This window comes from Leisingera sp. SS27 (genome assembly GCF_028368855.1).
GTDB lineage: Bacteria > Pseudomonadota > Alphaproteobacteria > Rhodobacterales > Rhodobacteraceae > Leisingera.
This window is the reverse complement of sequence record NZ_JAQNCY010000001.1, coordinates 106,760-129,835: the sequence shown is the minus strand read 5'-3', so window position 1 is coordinate 129,835 and position 23,076 is coordinate 106,760. Positions and strand designations below refer to the sequence as shown.

Annotated in this window: 26 protein-coding genes and 1 pseudogene; 4 read left to right on the top strand and 23 right to left on the bottom strand. The window is 63.9% G+C overall.

Translation table 11 applies throughout. The annotated features are described in order from the left end of the window. Positions 1-9 precede the first annotated feature (9 nt). The 16 genes and pseudogenes from N6L27_RS00640 to N6L27_RS00565 form a co-directional block, all read right to left on the bottom strand. Positions 10-543: a peptidase gene (locus tag N6L27_RS00640; RefSeq protein ID WP_271905130.1), complete on the bottom strand. Its 534-nt coding sequence runs from the start codon at positions 541-543 to the stop codon at positions 10-12. Further along, on the bottom strand, positions 540-1,427 hold the full coding sequence (locus N6L27_RS00635; RefSeq protein WP_271905129.1) for a DUF2163 domain-containing protein: 888 nt from the start codon (positions 1,425-1,427) through the stop codon (positions 540-542). Before N6L27_RS00635 ends, N6L27_RS00640 begins: the two co-directional genes overlap by 4 nt. Next, complete coding sequence (locus N6L27_RS00630; protein ID WP_271905128.1) at positions 1,424-2,056, bottom strand: DUF2460 domain-containing protein; 633 nt, start codon at positions 2,054-2,056, stop codon at positions 1,424-1,426. Before N6L27_RS00630 ends, N6L27_RS00635 begins: the two co-directional genes overlap by 4 nt. Before the next feature lie 17 nt (positions 2,057-2,073). Next, on the bottom strand, positions 2,074-2,733 hold the full coding sequence (locus N6L27_RS00625) for a phage tail tape measure protein (RefSeq protein WP_271905127.1): 660 nt from the start codon (positions 2,731-2,733) through the stop codon (positions 2,074-2,076). Next, positions 2,726-2,941, bottom strand: coding sequence for a rcc01693 family protein (locus N6L27_RS00620; protein WP_271905126.1), 216 nt, complete (start codon positions 2,939-2,941; stop codon positions 2,726-2,728). Before N6L27_RS00620 ends, N6L27_RS00625 begins: the two co-directional genes overlap by 8 nt. Next, entirely contained in the window at positions 2,938-3,258 is a 321-nt protein-coding gene (locus N6L27_RS00615) for a gene transfer agent family protein (RefSeq protein ID WP_271905124.1), read from the bottom strand. The genes N6L27_RS00620 and N6L27_RS00615 overlap by 4 nt, the downstream gene beginning before the upstream one ends. 3 nt (positions 3,259-3,261) lie before the next feature. After that, the gene (locus N6L27_RS00610) at positions 3,262-3,675 is read right to left on the bottom strand and encodes a phage major tail protein, TP901-1 family (RefSeq protein ID WP_039170035.1); all 414 of its coding nucleotides are present in this window, start codon (positions 3,673-3,675) and stop codon (positions 3,262-3,264) included. Between the two features lie 153 nt (positions 3,676-3,828). After that, the gene (locus N6L27_RS00605; protein ID WP_271905123.1) at positions 3,829-4,236 is read right to left on the bottom strand and encodes a DUF3168 domain-containing protein; all 408 of its coding nucleotides are present in this window, start codon (positions 4,234-4,236) and stop codon (positions 3,829-3,831) included. After that, complete coding sequence (locus tag N6L27_RS00600) at positions 4,233-4,565, bottom strand: head-tail adaptor protein (RefSeq protein ID WP_271905122.1); 333 nt, start codon at positions 4,563-4,565, stop codon at positions 4,233-4,235. Before N6L27_RS00600 ends, N6L27_RS00605 begins: the two co-directional genes overlap by 4 nt. After that, a complete protein-coding gene (locus N6L27_RS00595; RefSeq protein ID WP_271905120.1) occupies positions 4,562-5,161 on the bottom strand; it encodes a head-tail connector protein in 600 nt (199 codons plus the stop codon). The genes N6L27_RS00600 and N6L27_RS00595 overlap by 4 nt, the downstream gene beginning before the upstream one ends. A gap of 182 nt (positions 5,162-5,343) precedes the next feature. After that, complete coding sequence (locus N6L27_RS00590; protein WP_271905119.1) at positions 5,344-6,525, bottom strand: phage major capsid protein; 1,182 nt, start codon at positions 6,523-6,525, stop codon at positions 5,344-5,346. Next, positions 6,522-7,088, bottom strand: coding sequence for an HK97 family phage prohead protease (locus N6L27_RS00585; protein ID WP_442915719.1), 567 nt, complete (start codon positions 7,086-7,088; stop codon positions 6,522-6,524). Before N6L27_RS00585 ends, N6L27_RS00590 begins: the two co-directional genes overlap by 4 nt. Positions 7,089-7,114: 26 nt before the next feature. Further along, entirely contained in the window at positions 7,115-7,339 is a 225-nt protein-coding gene (locus tag N6L27_RS00580) for a GTA head formation protein, RCAP_rcc01685 family (protein WP_039182700.1), read from the bottom strand. Continuing rightward, positions 7,332-8,591, bottom strand: a complete 1,260-nt coding sequence (locus tag N6L27_RS00575) for a phage portal protein (RefSeq protein ID WP_271905114.1) — start codon at positions 8,589-8,591, stop codon at positions 7,332-7,334. Before N6L27_RS00575 ends, N6L27_RS00580 begins: the two co-directional genes overlap by 8 nt. Before the next feature lie 268 nt (positions 8,592-8,859). Next, a pseudogene (locus N6L27_RS00570) lies at positions 8,860-10,145 on the bottom strand (DNA-packaging protein). After that, complete coding sequence (locus N6L27_RS00565) at positions 10,138-10,542, bottom strand: hypothetical protein (protein WP_271905113.1); 405 nt, start codon at positions 10,540-10,542, stop codon at positions 10,138-10,140. Before N6L27_RS00565 ends, N6L27_RS00570 begins: the two are co-directional and overlap by 8 nt. A 294-nt stretch (positions 10,543-10,836) precedes the next feature. Here N6L27_RS00565 and N6L27_RS00560 point away from each other — a divergent pair, with 294 nt between their 5' ends. Together N6L27_RS00560 and N6L27_RS00555 are read left to right on the top strand one after the other, a co-directional pair. Then, positions 10,837-12,069 (top strand): PAS domain-containing protein, encoded by a 1,233-nt coding sequence (locus N6L27_RS00560; protein WP_271905111.1) that lies wholly within the window; start codon positions 10,837-10,839, stop codon positions 12,067-12,069. A 472-nt stretch (positions 12,070-12,541) separates the two neighbouring features. Further along, positions 12,542-12,940 carry a hypothetical protein gene (locus N6L27_RS00555; RefSeq protein ID WP_271905109.1) on the top strand — a complete coding sequence of 133 codons (399 nt, stop codon included), beginning with the start codon at positions 12,542-12,544 and terminating at the stop codon, positions 12,938-12,940. A gap of 178 nt (positions 12,941-13,118) precedes the next feature. On the opposite strand, the gene N6L27_RS00550 is transcribed toward N6L27_RS00555, so the two are convergent. The 3 genes from N6L27_RS00550 to fabF all read right to left on the bottom strand — a co-directional run bounded on the left by N6L27_RS00550 (position 13,119) and on the right by fabF (position 16,838). Beyond that, the gene (locus N6L27_RS00550; RefSeq protein ID WP_271905107.1) at positions 13,119-13,997 is read right to left on the bottom strand and encodes a hypothetical protein; all 879 of its coding nucleotides are present in this window, start codon (positions 13,995-13,997) and stop codon (positions 13,119-13,121) included. Positions 13,998-14,415: 418 nt separating this feature from the next. After that, the gene (mltG, locus tag N6L27_RS00545; RefSeq protein WP_271905105.1) at positions 14,416-15,573 is read right to left on the bottom strand and encodes an endolytic transglycosylase MltG; all 1,158 of its coding nucleotides are present in this window, start codon (positions 15,571-15,573) and stop codon (positions 14,416-14,418) included. After that, the gene (gene fabF, locus N6L27_RS00540; RefSeq protein WP_271905103.1) at positions 15,573-16,838 is read right to left on the bottom strand and encodes a beta-ketoacyl-ACP synthase II; all 1,266 of its coding nucleotides are present in this window, start codon (positions 16,836-16,838) and stop codon (positions 15,573-15,575) included. Before fabF ends, mltG begins: the two co-directional genes overlap by 1 nt. Positions 16,839-17,247: 409 nt before the next feature. Here fabF and N6L27_RS00535 point away from each other — a divergent pair, with 409 nt between their 5' ends. Together N6L27_RS00535 and N6L27_RS00530 are read left to right on the top strand one after the other, a co-directional pair. Continuing rightward, complete coding sequence (locus tag N6L27_RS00535; protein ID WP_271905101.1) at positions 17,248-18,120, top strand: PilZ domain-containing protein; 873 nt, start codon at positions 17,248-17,250, stop codon at positions 18,118-18,120. A 345-nt stretch (positions 18,121-18,465) separates the two neighbouring features. Further along, on the top strand, positions 18,466-19,392 hold the full coding sequence (locus N6L27_RS00530) for a PilZ domain-containing protein (RefSeq protein ID WP_271905100.1): 927 nt from the start codon (positions 18,466-18,468) through the stop codon (positions 19,390-19,392). A 148-nt stretch (positions 19,393-19,540) separates the two neighbouring features. On the opposite strand, the gene N6L27_RS00525 is transcribed toward N6L27_RS00530, so the two are convergent. The 4 genes from N6L27_RS00525 to fabD all read right to left on the bottom strand — a co-directional run bounded on the left by N6L27_RS00525 (position 19,541) and on the right by fabD (position 22,918). Next, positions 19,541-20,284, bottom strand: coding sequence for a 1-(5-phosphoribosyl)-5-[(5-phosphoribosylamino)methylideneamino]imidazole-4-carboxamide isomerase (locus N6L27_RS00525; RefSeq protein WP_271905099.1), 744 nt, complete (start codon positions 20,282-20,284; stop codon positions 19,541-19,543). Positions 20,285-20,537: 253 nt separating this feature from the next. Continuing rightward, positions 20,538-20,771: an acyl carrier protein gene (locus N6L27_RS00520; RefSeq protein WP_005982462.1), complete on the bottom strand. Its 234-nt coding sequence runs from the start codon at positions 20,769-20,771 to the stop codon at positions 20,538-20,540. Between the two features lie 415 nt (positions 20,772-21,186). After that, positions 21,187-21,924 carry a 3-oxoacyl-ACP reductase FabG gene (fabG, locus tag N6L27_RS00515; RefSeq protein WP_271905098.1) on the bottom strand — a complete coding sequence of 246 codons (738 nt, stop codon included), beginning with the start codon at positions 21,922-21,924 and terminating at the stop codon, positions 21,187-21,189. 61 nt (positions 21,925-21,985) lie between these two features. Beyond that, complete coding sequence (gene fabD, locus N6L27_RS00510; protein WP_271905097.1) at positions 21,986-22,918, bottom strand: ACP S-malonyltransferase; 933 nt, start codon at positions 22,916-22,918, stop codon at positions 21,986-21,988. Positions 22,919-23,076: the final 158 nt, after the last annotated feature.

Genomic DNA, 23,076 nt, shown 5'->3' with positions numbered 1-23,076 from the left:
GCTCCTTTGTCAGGACGTGCCAGGGAAGTGAAACCGCGCCACGATGCGGCGCTGCCAGGGCGGGCTCAGCGGGCTTTCCACAACCCCGTGGCCGGCATAGGCGTGGATGAAGGAGGGGACACTGCATACCTGTTTCGCCCGGCGGCACCGCCGGGCTGCGCCTGCCTGCCCCCCAGCAGGCGCATTCGCGCCCGCCCAGGCAGACGCAGCCCTCATTTCTTTGGTACTAACGACAGCCTGCACCCCCAGATGCTTGGCCACCGATCCCTCGCGCATCCGGAACAGGATCACATCGCCGGGGGCCGCCGCATCCAGCGGCTTCGCTGCCAGATGCCGCGTTGCGGCCTGCCACAGCGCCTCGGCGCCCTGAGGTTCGGACCAGTCCATCGTGTAGGCGGGCGGCAGCTCCGGCTCAGCGCCCAGCAGTTCGCGCCACAGCCCCAGGATCAGCCCCAGGCAATCGCAGCCCGCCCCCTTGCAGGACGCCTGATGCACATAGGGCGTGCCGATCCAGCCGCGCGCGGCCTCCACCACCCGGCTCATCTGCGGCTGCCCCCGGTGTTGGTGCCGGACTGGCGCGGCACCGCCATCACCCAGTCTTCGCCCGGAATATCGGGAAACCCCTGAAAGTTCAGAAGGTTGTTGAACTTCAGGCGGCAGGTCTCCATGCGTTTGTCGCAGCCAGCCTGCAGCCGGACCATGTCACCCGGCTGCACCGCGGCGCGCACCGGCTCCCACAGGGTGATCCTGCGGCCCTCAGCATCGCTGCGGTCCGCCTTGATGGCAGCCCACAGCCCCTCTGCCGCACCGCTGAGGACCGTCAGCCGGCCATCGGCAAACCAGCCGGGCTCAAACCCCGGCAAGGCGTCCCAGCGGAACGCCTCGCTGCGGTTTGTCTCCGCCACCGCAACGTCAGTGGCATATCCGGGCGTTTCCAGATCGAAACCGCAGGTGCGGCTGCCCAGCACAGCCGTGCAGGGCTTCTGGTAAATCCGCCCCAGCGGCTGGTTCAGCGCTTCGGTCAGCCCGCGCAGTTCAGCCTCAAAGGCACCGCCTGCCCGGCGGATCTCGCCGATGGAGCCTCGGAACTGCAGCCACCGCATGCTGACGTCTTGCCAATTGACCAGCCAGCAGCGCACCTCCGCGCCGTCAAACCGGCCTGCCTCGATGTCCTCCTCTCGCACCGCGGCGTCGCTCAGCACCCCCAAGGCCTCGGTGTTGTCGACCGACAGGCCGGTGGCCTGCTGCACCGCCCGCGCGGTCAGCCCGCTGCCGGGCTGGAAGGTGATGCCGTCAAAGGACAGCACGCAGTCATGGTCGGTAAATCCCAGCACCGTTCCGTCGCGCCGCTCCAGCGCCCAGGCACGGCACACCGTGGTGATTCCGGATTGAAGGTGGTCGCGCAAGCCACTGGAAAGGCTGGTCATACCCGCACCTCCACCACCGGAACTGCAGGCGCCTCGCCGGCCTGAAAGGAGGACACGCTGGTCTGGATACTGGCGGTGTCGAACCGCACCGGCACGTCAAACTCAAAGCCTGCATTGATGCTGAGGCCAAGCTCCGGCGGGTGCGCCAGGGTGATGAGGCCGGTGGCGGTATCCAGCGCGTAATCCACACCTTCGCGCAGCTCGTCCTGCTCGCTCCCCACCCGCACGGTCCCGGACACGGGTTTGGCAATCGGACGCTGATAGGTGAACGCGCCGGAGCGGTAGGTCTTGGTGAGCTGGAACGTCACGCTGCTGCCGTCACCCGTTGCGATCTCTTGATCGTCAAAGGCCACTTCCGCGCTGGGCCGGGCAGATTTGTAATCGCTCCAATCCTTCCAGCGGAAGCCGTAGAGCTGCCCCTGGCGCGCCTCGAAGAAGGCGATCAGCACCTCGATATCCTCCAGCGCGCGCAGGCCAAGCCCCGCGTCATAGCGGCGGCGGGAGTGCGCCCACGGGGTGTTGCGCTCCTCAAACCCATTGGCCAGCGTCACCACATCGGTGCGCCGCTCGGGGCCACCGACAGAGCCGAAGCTGAGCGACGCGGGAAAGCGGACTTCGTGGAAATTCATAGTGTTAACCTCCATCCTTAACGGTTTCGTCCGCCGCGGCTCAGCGCGCGTGACAGCTGTGCGGCGATCTGGCTGCGGCTGCGTTCAAAGCCTTTGACGTCGGGGGTGGAGACATTCATCACCACGCTGACCGCGCCTCCGCCCTGGCTGCGCACACCAAGCGAGCCATCGGCCCCGCGTGTGAGCGGCAGGATCGCCTCTGGCCCCGCTTCCCCCACCAGTCCGGTGGCGCCCCGCATCGGGAAGGTTGTGGGGCTGGTGACAACGCCGCCCTTGGCAAAGGGCATCACCTTGCCCTGGCTGAAGGCGGCGCCATTGGCGAAGGGAAGGATGTTTCCGATCAGACTGCCGAACCCGTCGGAAATCAGTCCGCCCACATGGTTGGTGACCGGTTTCATCGCCGCGTTATAGGTGGTGCGGATCATGCTGTTCCTCAGCGTCTCCATCGCCTCGGAAAGGCTGTCGCCGTCGAACACAAGACCGTCAAAGGCGCGGCGCAAGCCCTTGGAAAGGCTGCGGTCCAGGATCTGGGCATCGCGGCCGGTCTCGGAGAACCCTTGCTTGACCCGCCCCAGCACTTCTGCAAAGGCCGCGGCCATTCCTGAGGCACCGCCCAGGGCTTCGCCCAAAGCCTCGCCCTGCAATTCCAGTTCTGCCATTGAAGATGAGTCAGTCATCTGTTGTCTCCTTGTTCTTCGCGCCGGCGGTGTCCGGGAATGCCTGCATCAAGGCTGCCAGCCGGTCGCGGCCCAGCGGCTGCGGCGCCGCCGGATCGCCCAGCATCAGCCGCAGTTCGGCAGGCGTCAGCTGCCAGAAATCGCGCGGCAGCAGTTTCAGCCCCGCCATCCCGGCGTGCATCAGCGCGGGCCAGTCGAGCGCACTCATGGGCTTTCGGGCACGGCAAAGCTGCGCACTAGCAGCTCCGCCGCCACCCGCGCCGCCTGCATCGGGCCGCCGGTGATGGCGGCCGCGGCAAGGTCCTCGCGGCTGAGATCATGGCCGCCGCCCTGCAGGCCGGCGGCCAGCAGCGCCAGCACGTCGCGGGCGGAAAACCGGCCCTGTTCGAACCGCTGCACCAGATCCACCAGGGTGCCTTCCTCCAGCGCGGCCTCAAGCCCCGCCAATGCGCCGAGTGTCAGCTTCAACGCGTAAGGCGTTCCATTCACGAGCAATTCTGCCTCACCTGCATGCGGGTTCACCATCGGTCAGACCGCCGCAAAGCTGAGCTGGCCGGCGCTGGCGAGCGACAGTTCATAGGTCGCCTCGCCATTGTGGCTGCCGGCATATTCCAGCGCGGTGACCTGGAACGGCCCCTGCACGATGCCGAAGTCGGGGATGATCACCTGGAACTCCGGCGTCAGCCCGTCAAAGAACAGCTGCCGGGCGCGTTCGTCCGTGGCCTCATCCCGGAAGATGCCGGAGCCGGAGATGCTGGCGGAGCGCACACCGGCGCCGGCCAGCAGTTCGCGCCAGCCGCCCTGGCTTTCGAGGCTGGTCACATCGACGCTTTCTGCGTTGAAGCTGATGCGCGTGGCACGCAGGCCGGCGATGGTTTCAAACAGGCCTGCGCCGTTCATGTCCACTTTGACCAAGAGGTCCTTGCCGTTTTGAACTGTCATGGGGTTTCTCCTGTAAAATCATATGTTAGGCATCGGTTCTTGAGGACCCCGCCTGGGCCGAAGGCCCCGGGCAGCGCCCGTCCCGCCCCCCACCGGGGCGGGCGCTTCGCTTCCACCCCGGACGGGCCGGACGCTGCCCTCTGTTGTCGAACATCAAACGTCATCCACCCGCGCACGGAACCGCAGGGTGATCTGATGTCCGCCGGTGCTCAGCCGTTCTGCCTTGGCGCGGTCGAACCACAGGCCGGTCAATTGCCCGCGCGGCAGCGGCACCTGGGCCCCGACCAGCGCGTGGCAAACGGCGGCGGCGGCGGATTTGGCGGTGGCAAAACCGGCCATGTCGGTGGTGACGGTAATGAAAAACCGGTGCTCAGCCCCGCCTGCGGTCTTGTCGGAGCGATCCAGCACCTCCTCGCTGCCAAGCGCCACATAGGTCTGCGGCAAGGGGCCTGCGGGGATGGCGTCATAAATCGCGCTGCCGACCAGCGCCGTCAGATCCGCGTCGCCGGTCAGATGGGTGTAGACGGCGGATTGCAGCCCGCCTGCGATGGCATAGGTCATGCGCTCACCTCCGCAACCGCGAAACAGGTGAGATAGCGGGCGTCCGGTCCATTTTCCGTAACTGCATCAATACGGTAGAGGCGGCCCTCGTCCCGGAACCGCTGATCCGGGCGCGGACGGGACGCAAAGCCATCCGGGCTGGCGCGCAGGGTGATACGGTATTTTTGCAAAGATAGGCTGTCGCTGTTGAGGCGCCCCCTGAGAGATTTCACCTCAGCCCAGAGAGTGCCAAGCGCCACCCAGGTCTCGGTATAGCCGCCGGCGCCGTCGGGGGCGCGCTGGGGGTCTTCCAGCACCAGTTTGCGGGTCAGGTTCGGGGGGCGTTTCATGCCAGGCCTCCCAATGTCAGCCGCAGGGTACGGTAACGTTCAATCAGGCTGGTGACGCCAAAGGGCATGCAGCCGCCATGGAGGCCGGTGTCGGCCCGGTATTCGTAGTAATGCGCGGCCAGCAGCATCACCGCCTGGCCCAGATCGGCGGGCAAGCCGCCCAAGTCCGCGGCCATGCCGGCCTGCAGGGTGATCCGTGCCAGGCCGCCGGCGGGAATGGCGGGCAGCAGGCTGCCCGCGGGACACAGCGCCGGGCGCTGGCTGTCGCGCTCCAGCTGGTAGGCGGCGGGGTCCAGCACCGTCTCAGCGCCAGCGGCGCCGCGGATCATCACCTCTGTCACAGCCTGCACCGGGGCGATGGGAAACACCATCCGGGCACGGTCGCGCCAGTGGCGGATCTCGATCTCAAATTCACGTGTTATCAGTGCCTTGCCGGTTCTTCCTTCCACCGCGGCCACGGCGGCGCGCAGGAAGCCGATCAGCACCTCGTCCTGCAGGCTGTCCTCGCCAAAGCCGGTGCCCAGGCGGAGGTGCGCCTTGAAGGGGGCCAGCGGCAGGGCGGCCTCGGGCACGGGGGGCACTTCGCTCAGCATCATCATCTCACTCCTGCGGGCCTCCCCCTTGTGCCGGCCCTGATCTGCTGTCCGGTTTTTAAGGTTCGGCCGGCACGCACCGTTCCCTGCCGCTCGGACGGAGGGGGAGCAGCTAGACGGCAGGGAATATGGGGTGCGTGCCAGCCGGCGGACCGGGCTGCCGGTCCGCCATCAGCGCTGAGCGGTCAGCTCAGGCCGAATTTCATCAGCTTGATCGCGGCAAAGTCGCTGACGTCGCCGCCGACGCGTTTGGTCGCGTAGAACAGCACATGCGGCTTGGCGCTGAAGGGGTCGCGCATCACCCGCAGGTCCGGGCGTTCGGCAATGGTGTAGCCGGCGCGGAAGTCGCCGAAGGCGATGGGGAAGCTGTTGGCGGCCGGGTCCGGCATGTCCTCGGCGATCAGCACCGGGTAGCCCATGAGGCGCGCAGGCTCGCCCGCGGCCAGGCCGTCGGACCACAGGAAGCGGCCATCGGCGTCCTTCAGTTTCCGCAGCATTCCCGCGGTCTTGGAGTTCAGAATGAAGGTGGCATTGGCGCGGTATTCCGCCCCCAGCGCATAGACCAGGTCGATGATCGCGTCGCCGTTGCCGATCTCGCCGTCGACGCCGGTGGCCTTGTAGCCGATGTTGCCCCAGGTCCAGCTGTCGTTTTCCTCGACGTTGTAGTTGAGGAAGCCGGTGGGCTTGTCGACGCCGTCGCCGTTGATGAAGGCGTCGGCCTCGGAGCGGGCGAATTTGTCGGCGATGCGGCCGGCCAGCCAGCCCTCGATATCAAAGGCGCTGTCATCGAGCAGTCGCTGCGACGCCTTGGGCAGCGCGCTGAGTTCGTGCAGCGGGATCGAGATGCGGTCGATGCTGCCGGTGGAGGTTTCCGTGGACGGGCCGGTTTCATTGGCCCAGCCGGCTCCCATTTCGCTGTGGTCGATCAGCACGTCATAGCTTGAGGCCTCCACATGCACCACGGAGGCCACGGCGCGGATCGAGGCGGAGGCGTTCAGCACCGCCTTGACGGTGTCGGCGGTCTGCGGGTCGACCAGATAGCCGCCGTCGCTGCCCACGGCGGTGGACATGGATTTGCCGTCCAGCTCGAGCCCGCGCAGGCCGTCGTCGTCGCCGTTGCGCAGGTAGGCGTTGAACGCCTTCTGGTGCGGGGCGCCCGCGTCCTGGCTGGCTGCCAGATGGGGGCGGTTCTGAGAGATTGTCTTACGGTCCAGCATGGTCACTCGCTCTTCTGCCTGTTTCAGCCTTGATTGCACGTCGTCCTGAAACCCCTTGAATTCATGAAGAAAGCCGGAGATGGCCTGTTTCACTTCATGCGCCAGGGGCGCTGCGTCCCCGGTTTGGGCCGGGAGGTCTTGGTTGCTCATGTTTGGTGTCCTGTTTTGAGGTCACGGGTGATCTGGCGCAGGCCGTCGGCCAGGGCGCGCAGCGCTTGTGCTTCCGCCTCGGCGGAGGATTTGGCCGCCACCCGGGCGGCCGGCAGCATCGGGAAGGTGACCAGCGACACCTCCCACAGTTCCACCTGCGTGAGCTGGCGGGTGCCGTCGGGAGCGCGGGTGGCTTTCTGGGTGCGGTAGCCGATCGACAGGCCGTCGATGGCGCCACCCTCGATCAAGGCGGCCGCTTCGGCGCCTTTGGGTGTGGCGGTGAGGATGCGGCCCTTGACGTACAGACCGCGCGTGTCCTCGCGCACCTCGTCCCAAACGCCGATGGGCTGGTGCGGGTCGTGCTGCCACAGCATCTTGACCGTGCGGCCCTGATCGCGGAGCGCCTTGAGCGAGGCGGCATAGGCGCCGCGCATCACCACGTCACCGCCCTGGTCGGTCTGGCCGAACAGGCTGGCGTAGCCCTTGATTTCGGTTACGTCCTTCAGCGAGAGATCCTCGCCGAAGCGTGCGAATTTATGTTCCAGCTGGGGGGATCCCTGCATCATCTGAACCTCGCAAGTCGTTGGAGTTACGGCAACTGCACCGTCAGGAAGGATTGGAAGGCCTGCGCCAGGATGACGGCGGCGACGCCGTAGACGGTGAGCCAGAGGCGTTTCTCGAGCCGCTCCATCATCTGTTCGATCCGGTCGAGGCGGCGGTTCACGGCGTCGTTCTGGATCTGGGCCACCCGCTCGTGGGCGGACAGGCGCAATCCCGGTGAACAATCAAATGCGTGCATCGGGTGCTCAGTCATCCTGTCCGCCCTCCGTCTGCGCGCCCTCAGTATGGTCTGTGGGCAGGGTTTCTGTGGGCAACCCCAGCAGACGCCGCTTTTCCTCGTGTGTGAGGAAATCCGCGGAGGTGATGCGCCGCCACTGCGCCTCGCGCTCTGCTGCAAGCGCAGGCAGCTGGTCGAGGTCGGGCTTCAACGTCAGCGCCTCGCCGGTCCAGGCGGTGAGCCAACCGGACAGCGCAGCGGTGACCTTGGAGACCAGCGGCAGCACGGTCAGCCGGTAGAAGGCGCGGTTGGCCTCCTGGTAGTTGGCATAGGTTGCGTCGCCGGGGATGCCGATCAGCATCGGCGGCACCCCGAAGGCCAGCGCAATCTCGCGGGCGGCGGTGTCCTTGGTTTTCTGGAATTCCATGTCGGAGGGGGAGAAGCCCATCGGCTTCCAGTCCAATCCGCCCTCCAGCACCATCGGGCGGCCGGCATTCTGGGCGCCCTGGAAGTTTGTTTGTATTTCTTCACTCAGATGGCGGAATTGATCGTCGGACATCTGCCCCTGGCCGTCGGATCCGGTCCAGACCAGCGCGCCGGAGGGGCGGGCCGCGTTATCAAGCAGCGCCTTGGACCAGCGCGAGGCAGCGTTGTGGACGTCAATGGCCATCGCCGCCGACTGCAGGGGTGAGAGGCCGTAATGGTCGTCCTGCGGGTGGAAGCTTTTGATATGGCAGACCGGGGAATTGCCGGGCTCGTTGGCGAAGCGGTGCTTGCGCCCGCCGACCACATAGTCAAAACCCGCGGGCCAGCCGTCCGGCCCCGGCACCACGTTCATCCGGTCGGAGCGCAGCACGTGCAGCTCGGCCGGGGTTGCGTCCTCTGCCGTGACCATCTCGATATAGGCGTTGCCGGACAGGAGCAGGTGGCCGTAGAGCGCCTCCAGCATCTCGGCCTGGGTCTGGGCCGGATTGGGACGTGCCAGCAGCGCCAGCCAGGGGTGGGTGTCAAAGCGCTGGCGGTTGTCCTGCAGGACCAGCGGCACCGAGGCGGCGGCCTCGGCAATGAGGCGGATCACCCGGTGGGTGACCGGATTGCCGGCAAAGCCGCTGCGAGTCAGGGAAACGGTGTCGCGCGGGCTCCAGGCGATGCGGCCGGCGCCGTGCCAGGAGACCACGCGGGCGGTCTGGCTGGCTTTCTGTTCCAGGCCCGGAGTATTGGGGCCCGGTTTCAGGGGGCCTGATTTCTGGGGGTCTGGCGTTTTGCGCCGCAGCAGGTCAAAGACCATGGTCCGCTCCTCAGGTTGTTCCTAGGTGGCGCTGCCGGCCCTTGGGGATGGTGCGCCTTTGCTGAGGATCATTAGTGCCCCAAAGGCCTGAAGATTTGGCAAGCGGTGCGTACGGTGGGTGCGCAACACCTGAATATAAGCTCCTGAAATTAAACGAATACAAAGGAAACAATACAGTGTTGCATCACACTGAGGGCAGCGCCCGCCCCGTGTGGGGCGGGACGGGCGCTGCCCGGCGTGCCGCCGGGCGGTTGGTTTTTGAGAGGTTCTACAGCACCCTGACCTGCGGCCTGCGCAGGTTGGCGGCGGGCTGGATGATCAGCTCATGCAGCGCCCAGACCAGCGCATCGACCCGGTCGGGCGAACCGCTGCCGCGGAAGCCCTGCGGGGTCATCTGGCACATCTGGTCTTCCAGCTCGCCCAGCCCCGGCAGGTGGCGCACCCGGCCCTGCTCATAGAGCGCGGCCACCGGCTCGGCCCGGGCGGATTTGCCCTTGCGGGCGTGGAGCGCGCGGAACGGCACCAGCGGGTCGGCCTGGCGCAGCACGGTTTCGACCAATGCGCCGCCCTGGTTTACCTCTGCCACCACCCGTTCGGCGCCAAAGCGGTCGCGGGCGGCGATCACCGCCTGCGCCCAGGCGAGCGGGCCGGCGCCCTGCACGGTGCAATCCGCCAGCACATAGGCCTGCCAGTCCTGCGGCGGGCCGTGGGTGACGGCGCCCGCCACCACGATGCCGCAAGCGTCTGAGTTCTTGCCGGCGCTGACTGCCGGATCGACGGCGACCACCACCCGGTCCAGGGGCGGCGCCTCAGCCACCTGCGCATCCACCAGCGCTGCGGTGGTCCAGAGCGCGCCCTGGATGTCCGAGAGCATCACCCCGTCCAGTTCCTGCCGGCCCAGGCGGGTGCCTGCATAGCGCGCGCGCACCTCCGTCAGGAAGGAGGGCGCGAGGTTGGCGCGGTTGGCCTCAGTCGCGGCGTGGGTGGTGACGGTGCTGGGCGAGGCCAGCAACCGTTTCAGCACGGGCGCGTTGCGCGGTGTGGTGGTGACGCAGACGCGGGGGTCCTGCCCCAGCCGCAGCGCGAACTGCAGCATGTCCCAGCTCTCCTGGCCCTTTCGCCACTTGGCCAGCTCATCCGCCCAGGCGGCGTCGAACTGGGGGCCGCGCAGGGCCTCGGGATCGTGGGCGGAAAACGCCTGCGCCTCGGCGCCGTTGGGCCAGATCAGCTTGCGCTCCGACGCTTTCCACTTGGGGCGCCGGTCCGGCGGCGAGCAGGCCAGGATGCCGCTGTCGCCGTGGATCATCACGTCGCGCACCTGGTCATAGGTTTCGGCCACCAGTGCGATACGGCGTGCGGTGCCGGGATCATAGGGGCTGGCGCCTTCGGCCAGCGAACGGACCCATTCGGCCCTGCCCGCGTCTTGCCGGCACCGCGGCCGCCCAGGATCACCCAGGCGCGCCAATCGCCCGGCGGCGGGCGCTGGTGGTCCAGCGCCCAGATGTCGAACAGATGCGGCAGCGCACAAAGGGTTTTGCGGTCCAACTCATCCAAGAACAAGCTCAGGATCGAGGGCGGCACGCAGGCGAGAAAGTCCGAGCTCGACAGCTGCGCGCGCCGCGACGGGATCGAGTTCGTGTTCGGATTTGAGCATGCGGGCGAATTCGGTGCTTTGTTCTGCAATGACTTTCTCCACTTTCTGGCAATCCCGGATCAGGCCTTCGAGACGGCTGATCTGGGCCTTGGCGCCGGTGACTTCGTCACCGCCGGTGGTTTCGAGCTGCTCCCGTAGCTCCTCCGCCTCGTTGCGCAGGCGGTGTATGCTCTCCTGCAGGGATTGCAGGAGATCGGCGGTGTAATGCACCTGCCGCTTCAGGAGGGCGCCGCCGTCCTGTTCCGGAGTTTGTTCCGGTCTCTGGCCCGGTTCCGGGCCATTGGTCTGATGTGTCATGGGTTGCTCTGCCTCATGCGTTTCTTGTCCGCACAAGAGAAAGACAGGACGGCCGCCGGCGGAGGGGTCCGGGGCCGTCCATGTTTCTTCCAGCTGCACCACAACCTTTACGCGATTTCAGTGTAAAAGTCAAGGTTTACGGGAGGAGGTGCGTACGGTGGGTACGCAACGGGCAATGGCCTGCAAACGCTGGCAGGCTGCCGTTAAGGCACCGTAATAAGCTAAACCCTATTTAAATCTTTACCGGCTATTCCCTGCTTCAGGACGCGTGATGACTGAGAAGGAATACATGGAATGACCTTTACAGACCGACGGATTGAGCCGCGTCCGGCAAATGGCGAAGCCCCCTTTGCGCTCGATGAGATTTTCTTCTCGCGCACCGATGACCGCGGTGTGATCAAAACCGGCAATGACATTTTCCGCCGGGTCTCCGGCTTTGATTGGGATTCCCTTTTGGGCGCGCCGCATAAGATCATCCGCCATCCGGACATGCCGCGCGGTGTGTTTCAGCTGTTCTGGGACACCATCCAGAACGGGGAATTTATCGGCGCCTACGTGAAGAACAAGGCAAAGGACGGATTGTACTACTGGGTGTTCGCTGTGGTTGTGCCCTGCGAAGACGGATACCTTTCCGTCCGCATCAAGCCGAGCAGCAGCCTGTTTGCCACCGTGAAACAGGGCTACTGCGACCTCTTGAAGGCTGAGCAGGACGACGGCCTGAGCCCCGAGGAAAGCCGGGACAACCTGCTGGCCTGGCTGGCGGGGATGGGATTTGACTCGTACCGCGAATTTGCCGCGCACGCCTTGAGCGAAGAATTGGAAAGCCGGGACGCGGGCCTTGGGTCAGCGCCGGATATGACAATCCGCGGACTGCGGCAGAAGCTGAAAAACTCTGAGGTGCTTGTCACCGAGACCAAAGGGCTGATTGACGATTTTTCCGCCATGCGGACCATTCCGCATAACCTGCGCGTGATTGCGTCAAGGATTGAACCGGCCGGCGGGCCGGTGACGGTCCTGTCCCAGAATTACGGGTCGATGTCGCGTGAAATGTCGACCTGGTTTTCCACCCATGTGATGGGCGAGGACAGCAATTTCGCGAAGATAAAGGACCTGGTCAATCAAGGCCTGTTTGTGGAAGGCATGGCCCGCATACTGACCGAGTGCGACGGCCAGCTGCAGCGCGAGCGGCGGAGCCTGGGCGGAATTGACCTGAGCGCCGAACAGGACATTCTCAGCCAGCTGACCCAGGCACAGGTGGCAAGCGCCCGGATGGAGCTGAAGGAAGTTGACAGGGAAGCCGAGCGTATCACCCGTGCCTGCGAAACAATGCGGCGGCAGTTCCTGGGCCTGAGCTCCACCAGGGTCTTGTGCAAGATCGAAAGCGCCCGGCTGCCGCGGGACGGCGCAACGCTGTCCGACATCATAGACCAGCTTGGCTCTTTCCAGGAGCGGATCTCGCGGCGCCTGGACAAGATTACCCACCTTTGTGCTGAGATCCGGGAATTGAAGCAGGACATTGCAGCCTAGACGCGGAAAAGGCGCCTCTTGGCGCCCTTCCTGTTACGCCCCGCACTGAAGACCGTTTCCCGTGGTGGAAACAGCGCGGAAAACACGTGTTTGCCGCGCGGGAACCTGTGCAGGTTTCCGGTGCTTGGCCAGCTGTTTACTGTCAGGCTTCCGCCAAGCGCCATCAGGCGGTTTACCCCAGCTCTAAGCACAACCCATACGGGTTAATGGTGCAAAATTTTAAGGTTGCGGAAGGCACGCGCGCGGCGGGTCCGCATCGGGGCGTCGCGGTGCCGGTTCAGAACGGCCAGAACAAACAACCTCTTATGCATCTGTAAAACGGTGATTATTCGTCGACTTCCAATGCATAAGGTGAATCAAATGGTGCGAAACTATCGCGGAATCCATCTTTCGAATCTGCAATTTATGATTGTACGTTCGGTCGTGCACTGCACTGTGCATCATTGTTTCCATCATTAGCGAGGATCACCAGATGGGTTGGAAAAACTACCAGATTGCCACTGCGCAAGAGTCGACACCTGTACCGGGCGACGCCGGCAAGATCTTTTACGATGCCACGCTCCACTATCTGCCCATTCCCGACGGCGCGACGGTCGTGATGTCCGGCGGCCCGAGCGGCGAAGGCCAGACGTCGGTTGACGATGTGGTCAAGCTGACTCTGACTGATCAGAACGATCCTCAGAACACCGCCACCTATACGCATGACTACAGCAACGGCTGCTCAGGCGTGGTGACCCCCTTGCAGCCGCAGGACCTGACATCGCAGTTCAGTGCGCTGTCAGGTAAGACCGTGAAGGCAACAATTGAGTTCTACGACAAATGCGGCGGCTACCAGAGCGGAACGAATTTCTACATCTGCGTCTATACCTGACAGCGGCATCCGCAATACAGGTCTTATACAGTTGCAAAAAAAGGGCGCCAGCCGGCGCCCTTTTCCGATCAGTCCCAGAATCTCAGCCAGGTGCCTGGGCCGGTATTCCCGCCGGCCTTCAGGAGTTTGCCTGGATTTCGGCTGCCAGCTGGCAGCGGTAGCGTTCTGCCGTTGAAGCCTATCTGTCTTCCAGCGCTTCCAGCAGCGTTTCGGCATCGGTGAGCGTGGAATAGAAAACCTGCTCAACCGGCCGGGTTTCTTGATACTCCTGCAGCGGTATAACCTTTTGGGCCACAGCAGAAAAACTGCCCTGATTTTCCTGGGCACGGCCAATGGCCGCATAAGCCCGCAGCGCAATCTCCTGTGTCGGAGACAATTTCTTGGACAACTCGTCCAGTGTTCCATCCAGCTTGGCGGCAATTGCAGCGCTGAGGTTGGCCTCAGAGAAATAAAGCAGATGTTTTGCACCCAGAGAATAGGTGGAAATCTTGGTTCCCTTTGACCAGCCTGACAGGGCGGCCTTGTAATCATCGCTGCCAACCAGCAGCTGTGAAACGGTCAATCCGCCGACAATGACAACACCGCTCTGAGACTCTTCTCTGCGCGCCCTGCCGGAGAAGAGTTCGGTCAGGCCAACCGAACCGCCAGCCGCCTCATCCTGACGCCAGCGGAAAAGGAAGATATTGTTTTTGGCGGCATCGCTTTGAATCGCGCGCGCCCTTGCCACGATGTCTTGAACGGTTGTTTCCGGAACAAGCTTTTCTTCATCATCCAACAGATCAAGAAGCTCCACCTGCAACGCCTGAAGCTTCTCCTGAATGGCCCGGAGATCTGAAATTGTGGCGCTGGTATCGTAGACCTTGTAGGCGACTTCGGTTTTGCCGGAACCGCTGTAACAGACAATTGCGCTGGAAGGGCGGTTGCTGTCTGCGAGACAGGCACTGCCGGGGCCTGAGACAGGCAAAAGCCCGTTAATCGACAGAAAGCGTGTCTGCAAAGGGTACTTCAAGTTTATGGGCTTGGCGTGAATACCATTGTTACTTGTGCTGGTGGTCAATTGATCCAGAGTGTTGACACCCGTTTGATTGCCGGAACACCCGGCCAAAACCAAAGCTGCAATAAGCGATCTTTTCAAACCCAAAATGAAACCCCCCGATTGTGCCGCGAAACACGGCATCTCCCTATTGGGGAGGGACCTTGAAGCGAGACCTGCCGCAACGTCAAGCAGAAATAGGACCGCAAGCCACAAGTTTAAGTCAGTTGCGAATATACCGCCTCACGTTCTCTTTTTGCCTGCTTATGAATGAAGCGCCCTCTGGAAAAAACTGGCGCATCCATCTTTGAAGACTGCACCGGTTGATTTGGTCTGCGCCGAAGAGGAATGGCGGCGCCCGGCCAATCAGCCTTTCGGGCGGTTCAAAATGAAAAGGGTGCCCGACGGCACCCTTCACAAGTCGGTCAATGCATTCGCAGCCTCAGTTGTTCTGCTGCTGCTGGGCTTCGATCTCGCGCCATTTGGCGACGTTGGCGTTGTGTTCGTCCAGCGTCTCGGCAAAGGCGTGGCCGCCGGTGCCGTCGGCGACGAAGAACACGTAGCTGGTGGTCTCCGGGTTCACCGCGGCCTCGAGGCTCGCAAGGCCGGGGTTGGCGATGGGTGTCGGTGGCAGGCCCTCGATCACATAGGTGTTCCAGGGGGTGGCCTTGCGCAGCTCGCTTTGGCGCAGGCCGCGGCCCAGGACGCCCTCGCCCTTGGTGACGCCGTAGATCACCGTCGGGTCGGTCTGCAGGCGCATGCCGCGGTTGAGGCGGTTGGTGAAGACGGAGGCGACCATGCCGCGCTCCTCGGCCACGCCGGTTTCCTTCTCGATGATCGAGGCGAGGATCAGCATTTCCTCAGGGCTGGTGACGGCGGAATCGCTGGCACGGCCTTCCCAGGCGGCGTTGATGCGCAGCTGCTGGCGCTCCTGCATCTCGGCCAGCACGGAGGCGCGCTGGGTGCCGGGGGTGACCTCATAGCTGTCAGGCGCCAGGAGACCCTCACCCGGGCGCTCGCCCGGCTCGCCGTCCAGCACGTCCATCGCTTTCAGCGCCTCAACCACCTGCCAGCTGGTCACGCCTTCGGCCAGCGCAATGCGGTAGCGGGTGTCGGCGTCCTGGCGGGTCTCGGTGTACTCAGACGGCACCTCGCCCTCGCCCAGAACAAATTCCGCCTTTTCGACGAACTTGTTTGTCGCCGGGTCCAGCTCGCGCACCTCAGCCTGGGTGCGGGTCACGCCGATGCGGTAGACAATTTCCGTGCCGCAGGTGGAGGCGCCGGAGTGGGTGATCTCGTCAACGATGCGCTCCATCGACGACCCCGGCTCCACCAGGAAGCTGCCGGCCTTCAGCTGGCCGGTTTTCTCGCTGTATTTGGCGCCAAGGCGGAAGATGGTGCCGGAAGACACCGCGCCTTGGGTTTCCAGATCGCGGCTGACACGGGCCATGTTGGAGCCGCGCTCCACCCGGAGGCAGATGGCGGTGTCCAGCGGACCCTCGGCCTTATATTGCGACTGGCCCCACAGGATGAGGCCGCCCAGCAGGAACAGGGCGGCGATCAGGACCGTCATCATATTTGAGGCGAGGCTGCGCCACATTACTCAGGCTTTCCGAAGAGAACCGAAGCGTTGGTGCCGCCAAAGCCGAAGGAATTCGACAGCGCCACTTTTATCTTGCGCTCGCGCTTGGCGTTGGGGGCCAGGTCGACCGGGGTTTCAACCGCGGGGTTGTCGAGGTTGATGGTCGGCGGCGCCACCTGATCACGGATCGCCAGGATCGAGAAAATCGCCTCAATCGCGCCGGCGGCACCCAGGAGGTGGCCGGTGGCGGATTTGGTCGAGGACATGGTGACATTGCCCGCGTGGTCGCCCAGCAGCCGTTCCACGGCGCCCAGTTCGATGGTGTCGGCCATGGTCGAGGTGCCGTGGGCGTTGATGTAGTCGATGGCGGAGGCGTCCAGCCCTGCGTTGGCCAGGGCAGCCTTCATCGAGCGCTCGCCGCCCTCGCCGTCCTCGGAAGGTGCGGTGATGTGGTAGGCGTCGCCTGAGAGCCCATAGCCCAGCACTTCGGCATAGATCCTGGCGCCGCGGGCCTTGGCGTGTTCATAATCTTCCAGCACCACAATGCCGGCGCCCTCACCCATGACGAAGCCGTCGCGGTCGGCGTCATAGGGGCGCGAGGCCTTGGTGGGGTCGTCAGCGCGTTTGGTGGACAGCGCCTTGCAGGCGTTAAAGCCGGCAATGCCGATTTCGCAGATCGCGGCTTCGGCGCCGCCTGCGATCATCACGTCGGCGTCGCCGGATTTGATCAGCCGGGCCGCGTCGCCAATAGCGTGGGCGCCGGTCGAGCAAGCAGTCACGACGGAGTGGTTCGGGCCTTTGAAGCCGAAGCGGATCGAGACCTGGCCGGAGATCAGGTTGATCAGCGCGCCGGGGATGAAGAACGGCGACACCCGGCGGGGGCCCTTCTCCTTGATCATCACCGCGGTGTCAGCGATCGAGCTGAGGCCGCCGATGCCGGAGCCGATCATCACGCCGGTGCGCAGGCGGCTTTCCTCATCCTCGGGCGTCCAGCCGGCGTCGCGCACGGCCATGTCGGCGGCGGCGATGCCATAGAGGATGAAGTCGTCGATCTTCTTCTGTTCTTTCTTGATGACCCAGTCATCGGGGTTGAAGGTGCCCTCGGAGCCATCGCCGCGCGGGACCTCGCAGGCATAGGTCGTGGTGACGCCGCTTGCCTCGGCATCAAACAGGGTGATGGGGCCGGCACCCGACTGTCCATCCAGCAACCGGGACCAGGTTTCTTCGACTCCGCTGGCCAGCGGGGTGACCAGGCCCAGTCCGGTGACTACTACTCGGCGCATTCCTTGCTCTCCTATGCCTCGGCAATCCGTCCGTTCAAATAGCTTGGAATGGCAACCGGGTGCAAGAGCGGGCTGGCCGCTGGTGTGACGCAGCGGAAAATGCGTGGTGACGCTATTTTTGCGTCACGAGAACGATTGATTAACTACTCTGTCCTAAGTTGATTTTATCAAAACGCGAAACTTGGCATCCGTCCTCGTGATTGCCAGAACGGGCTGGAGCTCTGGGCCATTATGTCTCCAGCCCGTTATTTTTGCGGGCGGGAGACAACTGTGTTTCATGGCCGGAGCGGCGAAGCCGTGACCGGGACCGCCTGCAGGCAGTTTTCCGCGCCGGATGTCTCCGCGTTAACCTCAAATTCGCAACTTTGCGCCAGACTCTCCTTCGGAAATACGTGAGGAAAACACTGCCATGCGCAAATGGCTTCCGACAGCTGCCGTTTTGCTGACCCTGTCCCTGCTGCCCGGACGGGCGGACGCGGCTTGCCCTGTGCATCAGGATCTCTCCGACCTGAACCGGGCTTCTGCGGGGTTTCTGGGCTATCTTGAGACCGGACAGAGCCCCTATTACGTGCAGCAGCTGAACAGCTGGATCGGCGCAAATCCGCCTGCGCCGCTCAAGCAGCGGATGCGGGCCGTCGGGATTCAGCAGGTTGAGGCCGGCACGCTCAAGCTGATGCAGCAAACCACGGTTCTGCTTCAGATCCTGTCCAGCCAGGGCCGCCAGGCGGCGCTGGAGGGGGCGCGCCACATGGGAATTTTCGAACTTCAGTCGGACTACGGTATTCTGGTGGAGGCGTTGCCGTGCGATCAGATCAAGGAAGACGGGTTCGGCAGCAAGCTGGTGGCGGTCAGTGCCAATGATGCCCGCCAGCGCCAGCAGATCATAAACGCCGCCATTGCCTGGGTTTCCTTTCTGGTGCTGGGGGGCAGCGTTCTGTATTTTCTGGACCGGATCGGTATCCGCAAGATCCGCCGCACCAAACGCTACCCCTGCGCCGTGCCTTGCGTTCTGCAGGCGGGCGGGCGGACCGTGCAAGGCTATCTTGTCGATCTCAGCCGGGCCGGCGCGAAGGTGCATCCGAACACCCAATGCGATCCCTCCGGCCGGGTGACTCTGCGCTTTGGCGGCCACATCATGGAGGCCCAGGTGCGCTGGAAGACGGCCGATTACGTGGGCGTGCAGTTCGTCAGCGAATTCAACTTCATGCAGCTGCACCGGCTGCTGGAGGAATTCCCGATGGAGGACGGCGGCATCCGGGAAGAAGCCCGGATGGGGTCGTAGACGCCTCCGGCAACTCTCCCGGAATCAGAAGCGCAGGCCGGCCTGGCCCCCGCTGTCCCGGACCGGCTTCTTCGGACCTGCATCTTCGGCCCTGCATCTTCGGCCCTGCATCCTCAGACCGTCAGCCGCCCTCTGCAGCGGCAGGCTGCTCAAGCCGCAGCCGCCGGGCAGGCATTATTTCCCTGAACCTCTGAAACAGCCGCGCCCCGGGTGCGGCGTTGACTTTTGCGGCGAATTAACTCCCCCGAAAAGCGATCTTAATCAATGCGATCACCGCCTATGGTAGTTTCATTTACATAGATTTCCCACGCCGGTTCGGCCCCAGCTGCAAAGCGAGACCCTTTGATGAACCCCTGGCCCTTGATCCTGGCAGCACTTGCAGCCCCTGTATTGGCCTGGGCTGGTGCACCTCCTGCCGAAGCGTCCAGGGCGACCTGTTTGCTGCAGTCCGACCTGGTGATTTTTCAGCATGAGGCACGCGGCTTCCTTGAGCATCTGAGGACCGGCAAAGATCCAGCCAAGGCAAGGGAGCTGCAGCACTGGCTGGAGGATCATCCGGTGGTGACGCTGCGGATGAGCATGCGCCGGTCCGGGATGGAAATGTACGAGCCGCTGGCCATGCGGCTGATCACCCAGCAGAAAGGGCTGCTGCAAGTCTACAACCGGCACGGCATTGCCAAGGCCGAAACCAGCGCCGAACGGCTTGGCACCGCGGCGCTGCTGGAAGAATTTGCAGCCCGGATCATTCCGCTGCCCTGTGATTTCGCCCCGGTCCGGAAGCAAGCGGCGAACACACCTTCCGGGCTGGGGCGGATCCGGAGTATTTCCCAGGAAACGGCGATTGCCAGCTCCGTGTCGGCGCTGCTTCTGGGCGGCGGATTTCTGTTCCTTGCGGAACGGATTGCCCGGCGCCACCGGCGCAGGCGCAGGCGGCATCCCTGTTCGCTGAGCTGCAGCCTGGAGCGCGGCGGGCAGACACTGCAAGCCAAGCTGGTTGATATCAGCCGCCTGGGCGCCAAGATCCGGGTCTGGCAGCTGCCAGGCATCCCCGCGCTCTCTCCCAAGGATGAGGTGACGGCCCTGTTTCCCGGGCTGGAGGAGATCCGCGCCCAGGTAACATGGCAAAACGCCGATTATGCCGGTGTGAAATTCAGCAAGCTGATGACTGCGGAGGACCTGCAGATGCTGCTCCGGTTGTCTAAGCAGACGACCGCCCCGGCGGCTGAGGCGGAAACAGGGACAAGCGCCATGCCGTCCAGCGTTCAGGCCTGAGCGCGGCTGGCGCCAAGCCGCATCCCGGCAGCGCCGCTGCAGGCAAGACTGCCCGGCCAATGCGGAAAGGGCGCCTGAGTGCAGACGCCCTTTGCAGATTTTTTTCCGGACTGATTGTTCCCGGGCTCATTTCCGCCGTAGGCGGCGGTTACTGGAATTCTGCCACCGGTTCCGGCTCCGGGCGGGCAACAGCCAGCGCTTCCTCGACTGAGAGGGTCTTGCGGAACAGGGCCCGGCCGACCTGAACCCCGGCGATGTTGGAAATGTACTTGAGCCGTGAAATGTCATCAGCATTGCGCACCACACCGCTGGCGATCACCGGAAGTTTCACCAGCGAAGCGAGATGCGAGATCAGCCCCATCTGTGCTTCGGTATCGGAAACATCGGAATCGATGTCGGTAATGATGATGCCCGCAAAGGGCGCGCCCGCAAAGGCCTCGAGGTAGGCTTCGGGGGTGAAGGCGCCGGATTTGCGCCAGCCATCGGTCATCACCTGGCCCTGCCAGATGTCCACCGCCAGCACGATCTGGTCCGGGTGGTGTTTCGCCAGTTCCTGAACAAGATGCGGATCGCGGGCTGCCAGGGTGCCGATCACAATACGCCCTGCCCCTTTGTCGATCCAATGCTCAACCTGTTCGCGCGAACGCATACCGCCGCCAAGCTGCACCGGGATACCGGCACCGCGGATTATCTGGGCAACCAGGTCCTCATTGCTGTTGTCGCCTTCGAGGGCATTGAAATCGGTCAGGTGCATCCATTCAGCCCCCGCCGCTGCAAAGCCCTTGGCGGTTTCTACCGGGTCCACATGCCAGATCTGCGGCTCATCCAGGCGGCCTTTTTCGAGGGTCACGCAACGGCCGTTCTGAATTTCCATCGTGGGGTAGATGATCATATTGCCAGTCTCCTCATGTAATGCCTCATGAGATCAGAGTAGCACGGAAATTTCCCGGCGGAACGCCGTATCCTGACCATTTGTGGACCAATTGCGGCGCGGGTTTCCAGGCTGGCCGATAGCGCAAACACGCAGCCAAATCACAAGGCGCCAGATTGCCGCAGAAACAGATTCGCCACCCCGCAAAACCATAAGAAAACGGCGCCCTCCGTGCAGGAGAGCGCCGTTAAATCCGGTCATCCGGAAGCGTGGCTTAGGACGCTTCGGAGATGAACTTGACCGCGTCGCCGAAGGTCTGGATGGTTTCGGCTGCGTCGTCCGGGATCTCGATGCCGAACTCTTCTTCAAACGCCATCACCAGTTCCACGGTGTCCAGGCTGTCTGCGCCCAGATCGTCAATGAAGGAGGCGTTTTCGGTGACCTTGTCTTCTTCAACACCCAGGTGCTCAACAACGATCTTTTTAACGCGATCTGCGACGTCGCTCATGTCTCTTCCTCGTTTTACAGGGCACTCTGCCCGGTTCTGCCCTGCCCTGCCGGGCGGCGTGGTTTTGCCCGGAGCGGGCGGTGTGATCCCCGCGGGACGGGGACAGTGCGGCGTTTCCGTTAGGAAATGCCGACGGATACGGGCCGCCTATAGCATAGACCGCAGCCAAGGCAAACGGTTTCGCGCGGTCATCAGGCGGCGGCGCGGCTTGCCTGTGGCCGCTATGAAGCGTGCAGATGGCCTTGTAATCAAGTGGTTGCAAGGCTTGCGCCGGATCTTTTTTGCTTTTTCACCGGATTTCAACCATTTGGCGGCTGAGTCTCGCCCGCGCCGAGGGTCTTGTACAGAGCCTCCAGGACGAAAAAACCCCGCAGACAGGCTGCGGGGTTTTCAAAATCCGGGCACGGAGGGGCGATCAGATCATCGCCATGCCGCCGTTCACATGCAGGGTTGTGCCGGTGACATAGCCTGCCTCCTGGCTGGCCAGATACAGAACGGCAGAGGCGATTTCCTTCGAATCCCCCATGCGGCCGGCCGGGATTTGGGTGAGGATCGCGTCTTTCTGGTTGTCGTTCAGCTTGTCGGTCATGGCAGTGGCAATGAAGCCCGGCGCGACGGCATTCACGGTGATGCCGCGGTTGGCGACCTCATAGGCGAGCGACTTGGACATGCCGACCATGCCTGCCTTGGAGGCGGCATAGTTGCCCTGGCCGGGGTTGCCGGTGGCGCCAACCACAGACGAGATGTTGATGATGCGGCCCCAGCGCGCCTTCATCATTCCGCGCAGAACACCGCGGCACAGGCGCATGGTGGAGGTGAGGTTCACGTCCAGCACGCTCTGCCACTCTTCGTCCTTCATGCGCATGAAGAGATTGTCGCGGGTGATGCCTGCGTTGTTGACCAGAATGTCGACGGAGCCCATCGCCTCAGCCGCCTGCTTCGGCAGAGCTTCGACGGCTTCGGCATCAGACAGGTTGCAGGGCAGCACATGGGCGCGCCCGCCCAGTTCGGCGGCCAGCGCCTGCAGCGGTTCTTCGCGGGTGCCGGAGAGGGCAACGGTGGCGCCGGCGGCGTGCAGGGCGCGGGCGATGTCGCCGCCGATGCCGCCGGAGGCGCCGGTGATGAGGGCAGTCTTGCCAGTCAGATCAAACATGTTCTTGTCCTTTATGTGCGGAGCCGGCGCGCGCCACGGAGCGGGCGCCGACAAATCTGTTTCAGGCCTCAGCGGCGGCTTTAGCGTCGTCCGGGGCGCCGACCTGGCGGCAGGCCAGATTGCGGTTGATCTTGCGGATCATGCCCGAGAGTGCCTTGCCGGCGCCGATTTCCCAGAATTCGGTGACGCCTTTAGAGGCCATCGCCTGCACGCTTTCGCGCCAGCGCACGGAGCCGGTCACCTGTTCGACCAGCAGCTGGCGGATCTCATCCGGGCTGGTGACCGCATCGGCGCGGACGTTGGCAATGAGCGGCACCGCGGGGGATTTGATATCGACGCCTGCCAGCGCCTCGGCCATGGCATCGGCGGCAGGCTGCATCAGGGCGCAGTGGAAGGGGGCGGACACCGGCAGCATCACCGCGCGTTTGGCGCCTTTCGCCTTGGCGATCTCAGCGGCGCGTTCGACCGCGGCCTTGGCGCCGGAGACCACCACCTGGGTGGGGTCGTTGTCGTTGGCGGCCTGGCAGACCTCGCCTTGCGCGGCTTCCTCAGCAACTGCGCGCACGGCGTCGAGGTCGAGGCCTAGGATCGCGGCCATGGCGCCCTCGCCCACCGGCACGGCGCTTTGCATCGCGAGCCCGCGGGTGCGCAGCAGGCGGGCGGTGTCGGCAACCGAAATGGCGCCGGCGGCAGCAAGAGCGGAGTATTCACCCAAGGAGTGGCCGGCCACAAAGTCGGCTTTGCCGATGGTGACACCTTCAGCCTCCAGCGCGCGCATGGCGGCCATCGAGGTGGCCATCAGGGCGGGCTGGGCGTTCTGGGTCAAGGTCAGGGTTTCGATGTCGCCCTCCCAGATCAGCTGGCTCAGGCTTTCGCCCAGAGCGCTGTCGACCTCGTCAAAGATGGCTTTGGCGGCCGGATAGGCCTCTGCCAGCGCCTTGCCCATGCCGATTGTCTGGGCGCCCTGCCCGGGGAACACAAATGCGATCGTCATTGAAGACCTCGTCCGTTTTAGCGTTTTGCCTGATGTACCCGCCCTTTCCCTAACGTACAAGCAAAGGTGCATATTGCGCACGAAAGCTGTGCATGGGCGGACAGCCTCATGCGTTGCATCCCGGGTGCGCGCGGTTAGGTTAAGGTCAACCGGACCCT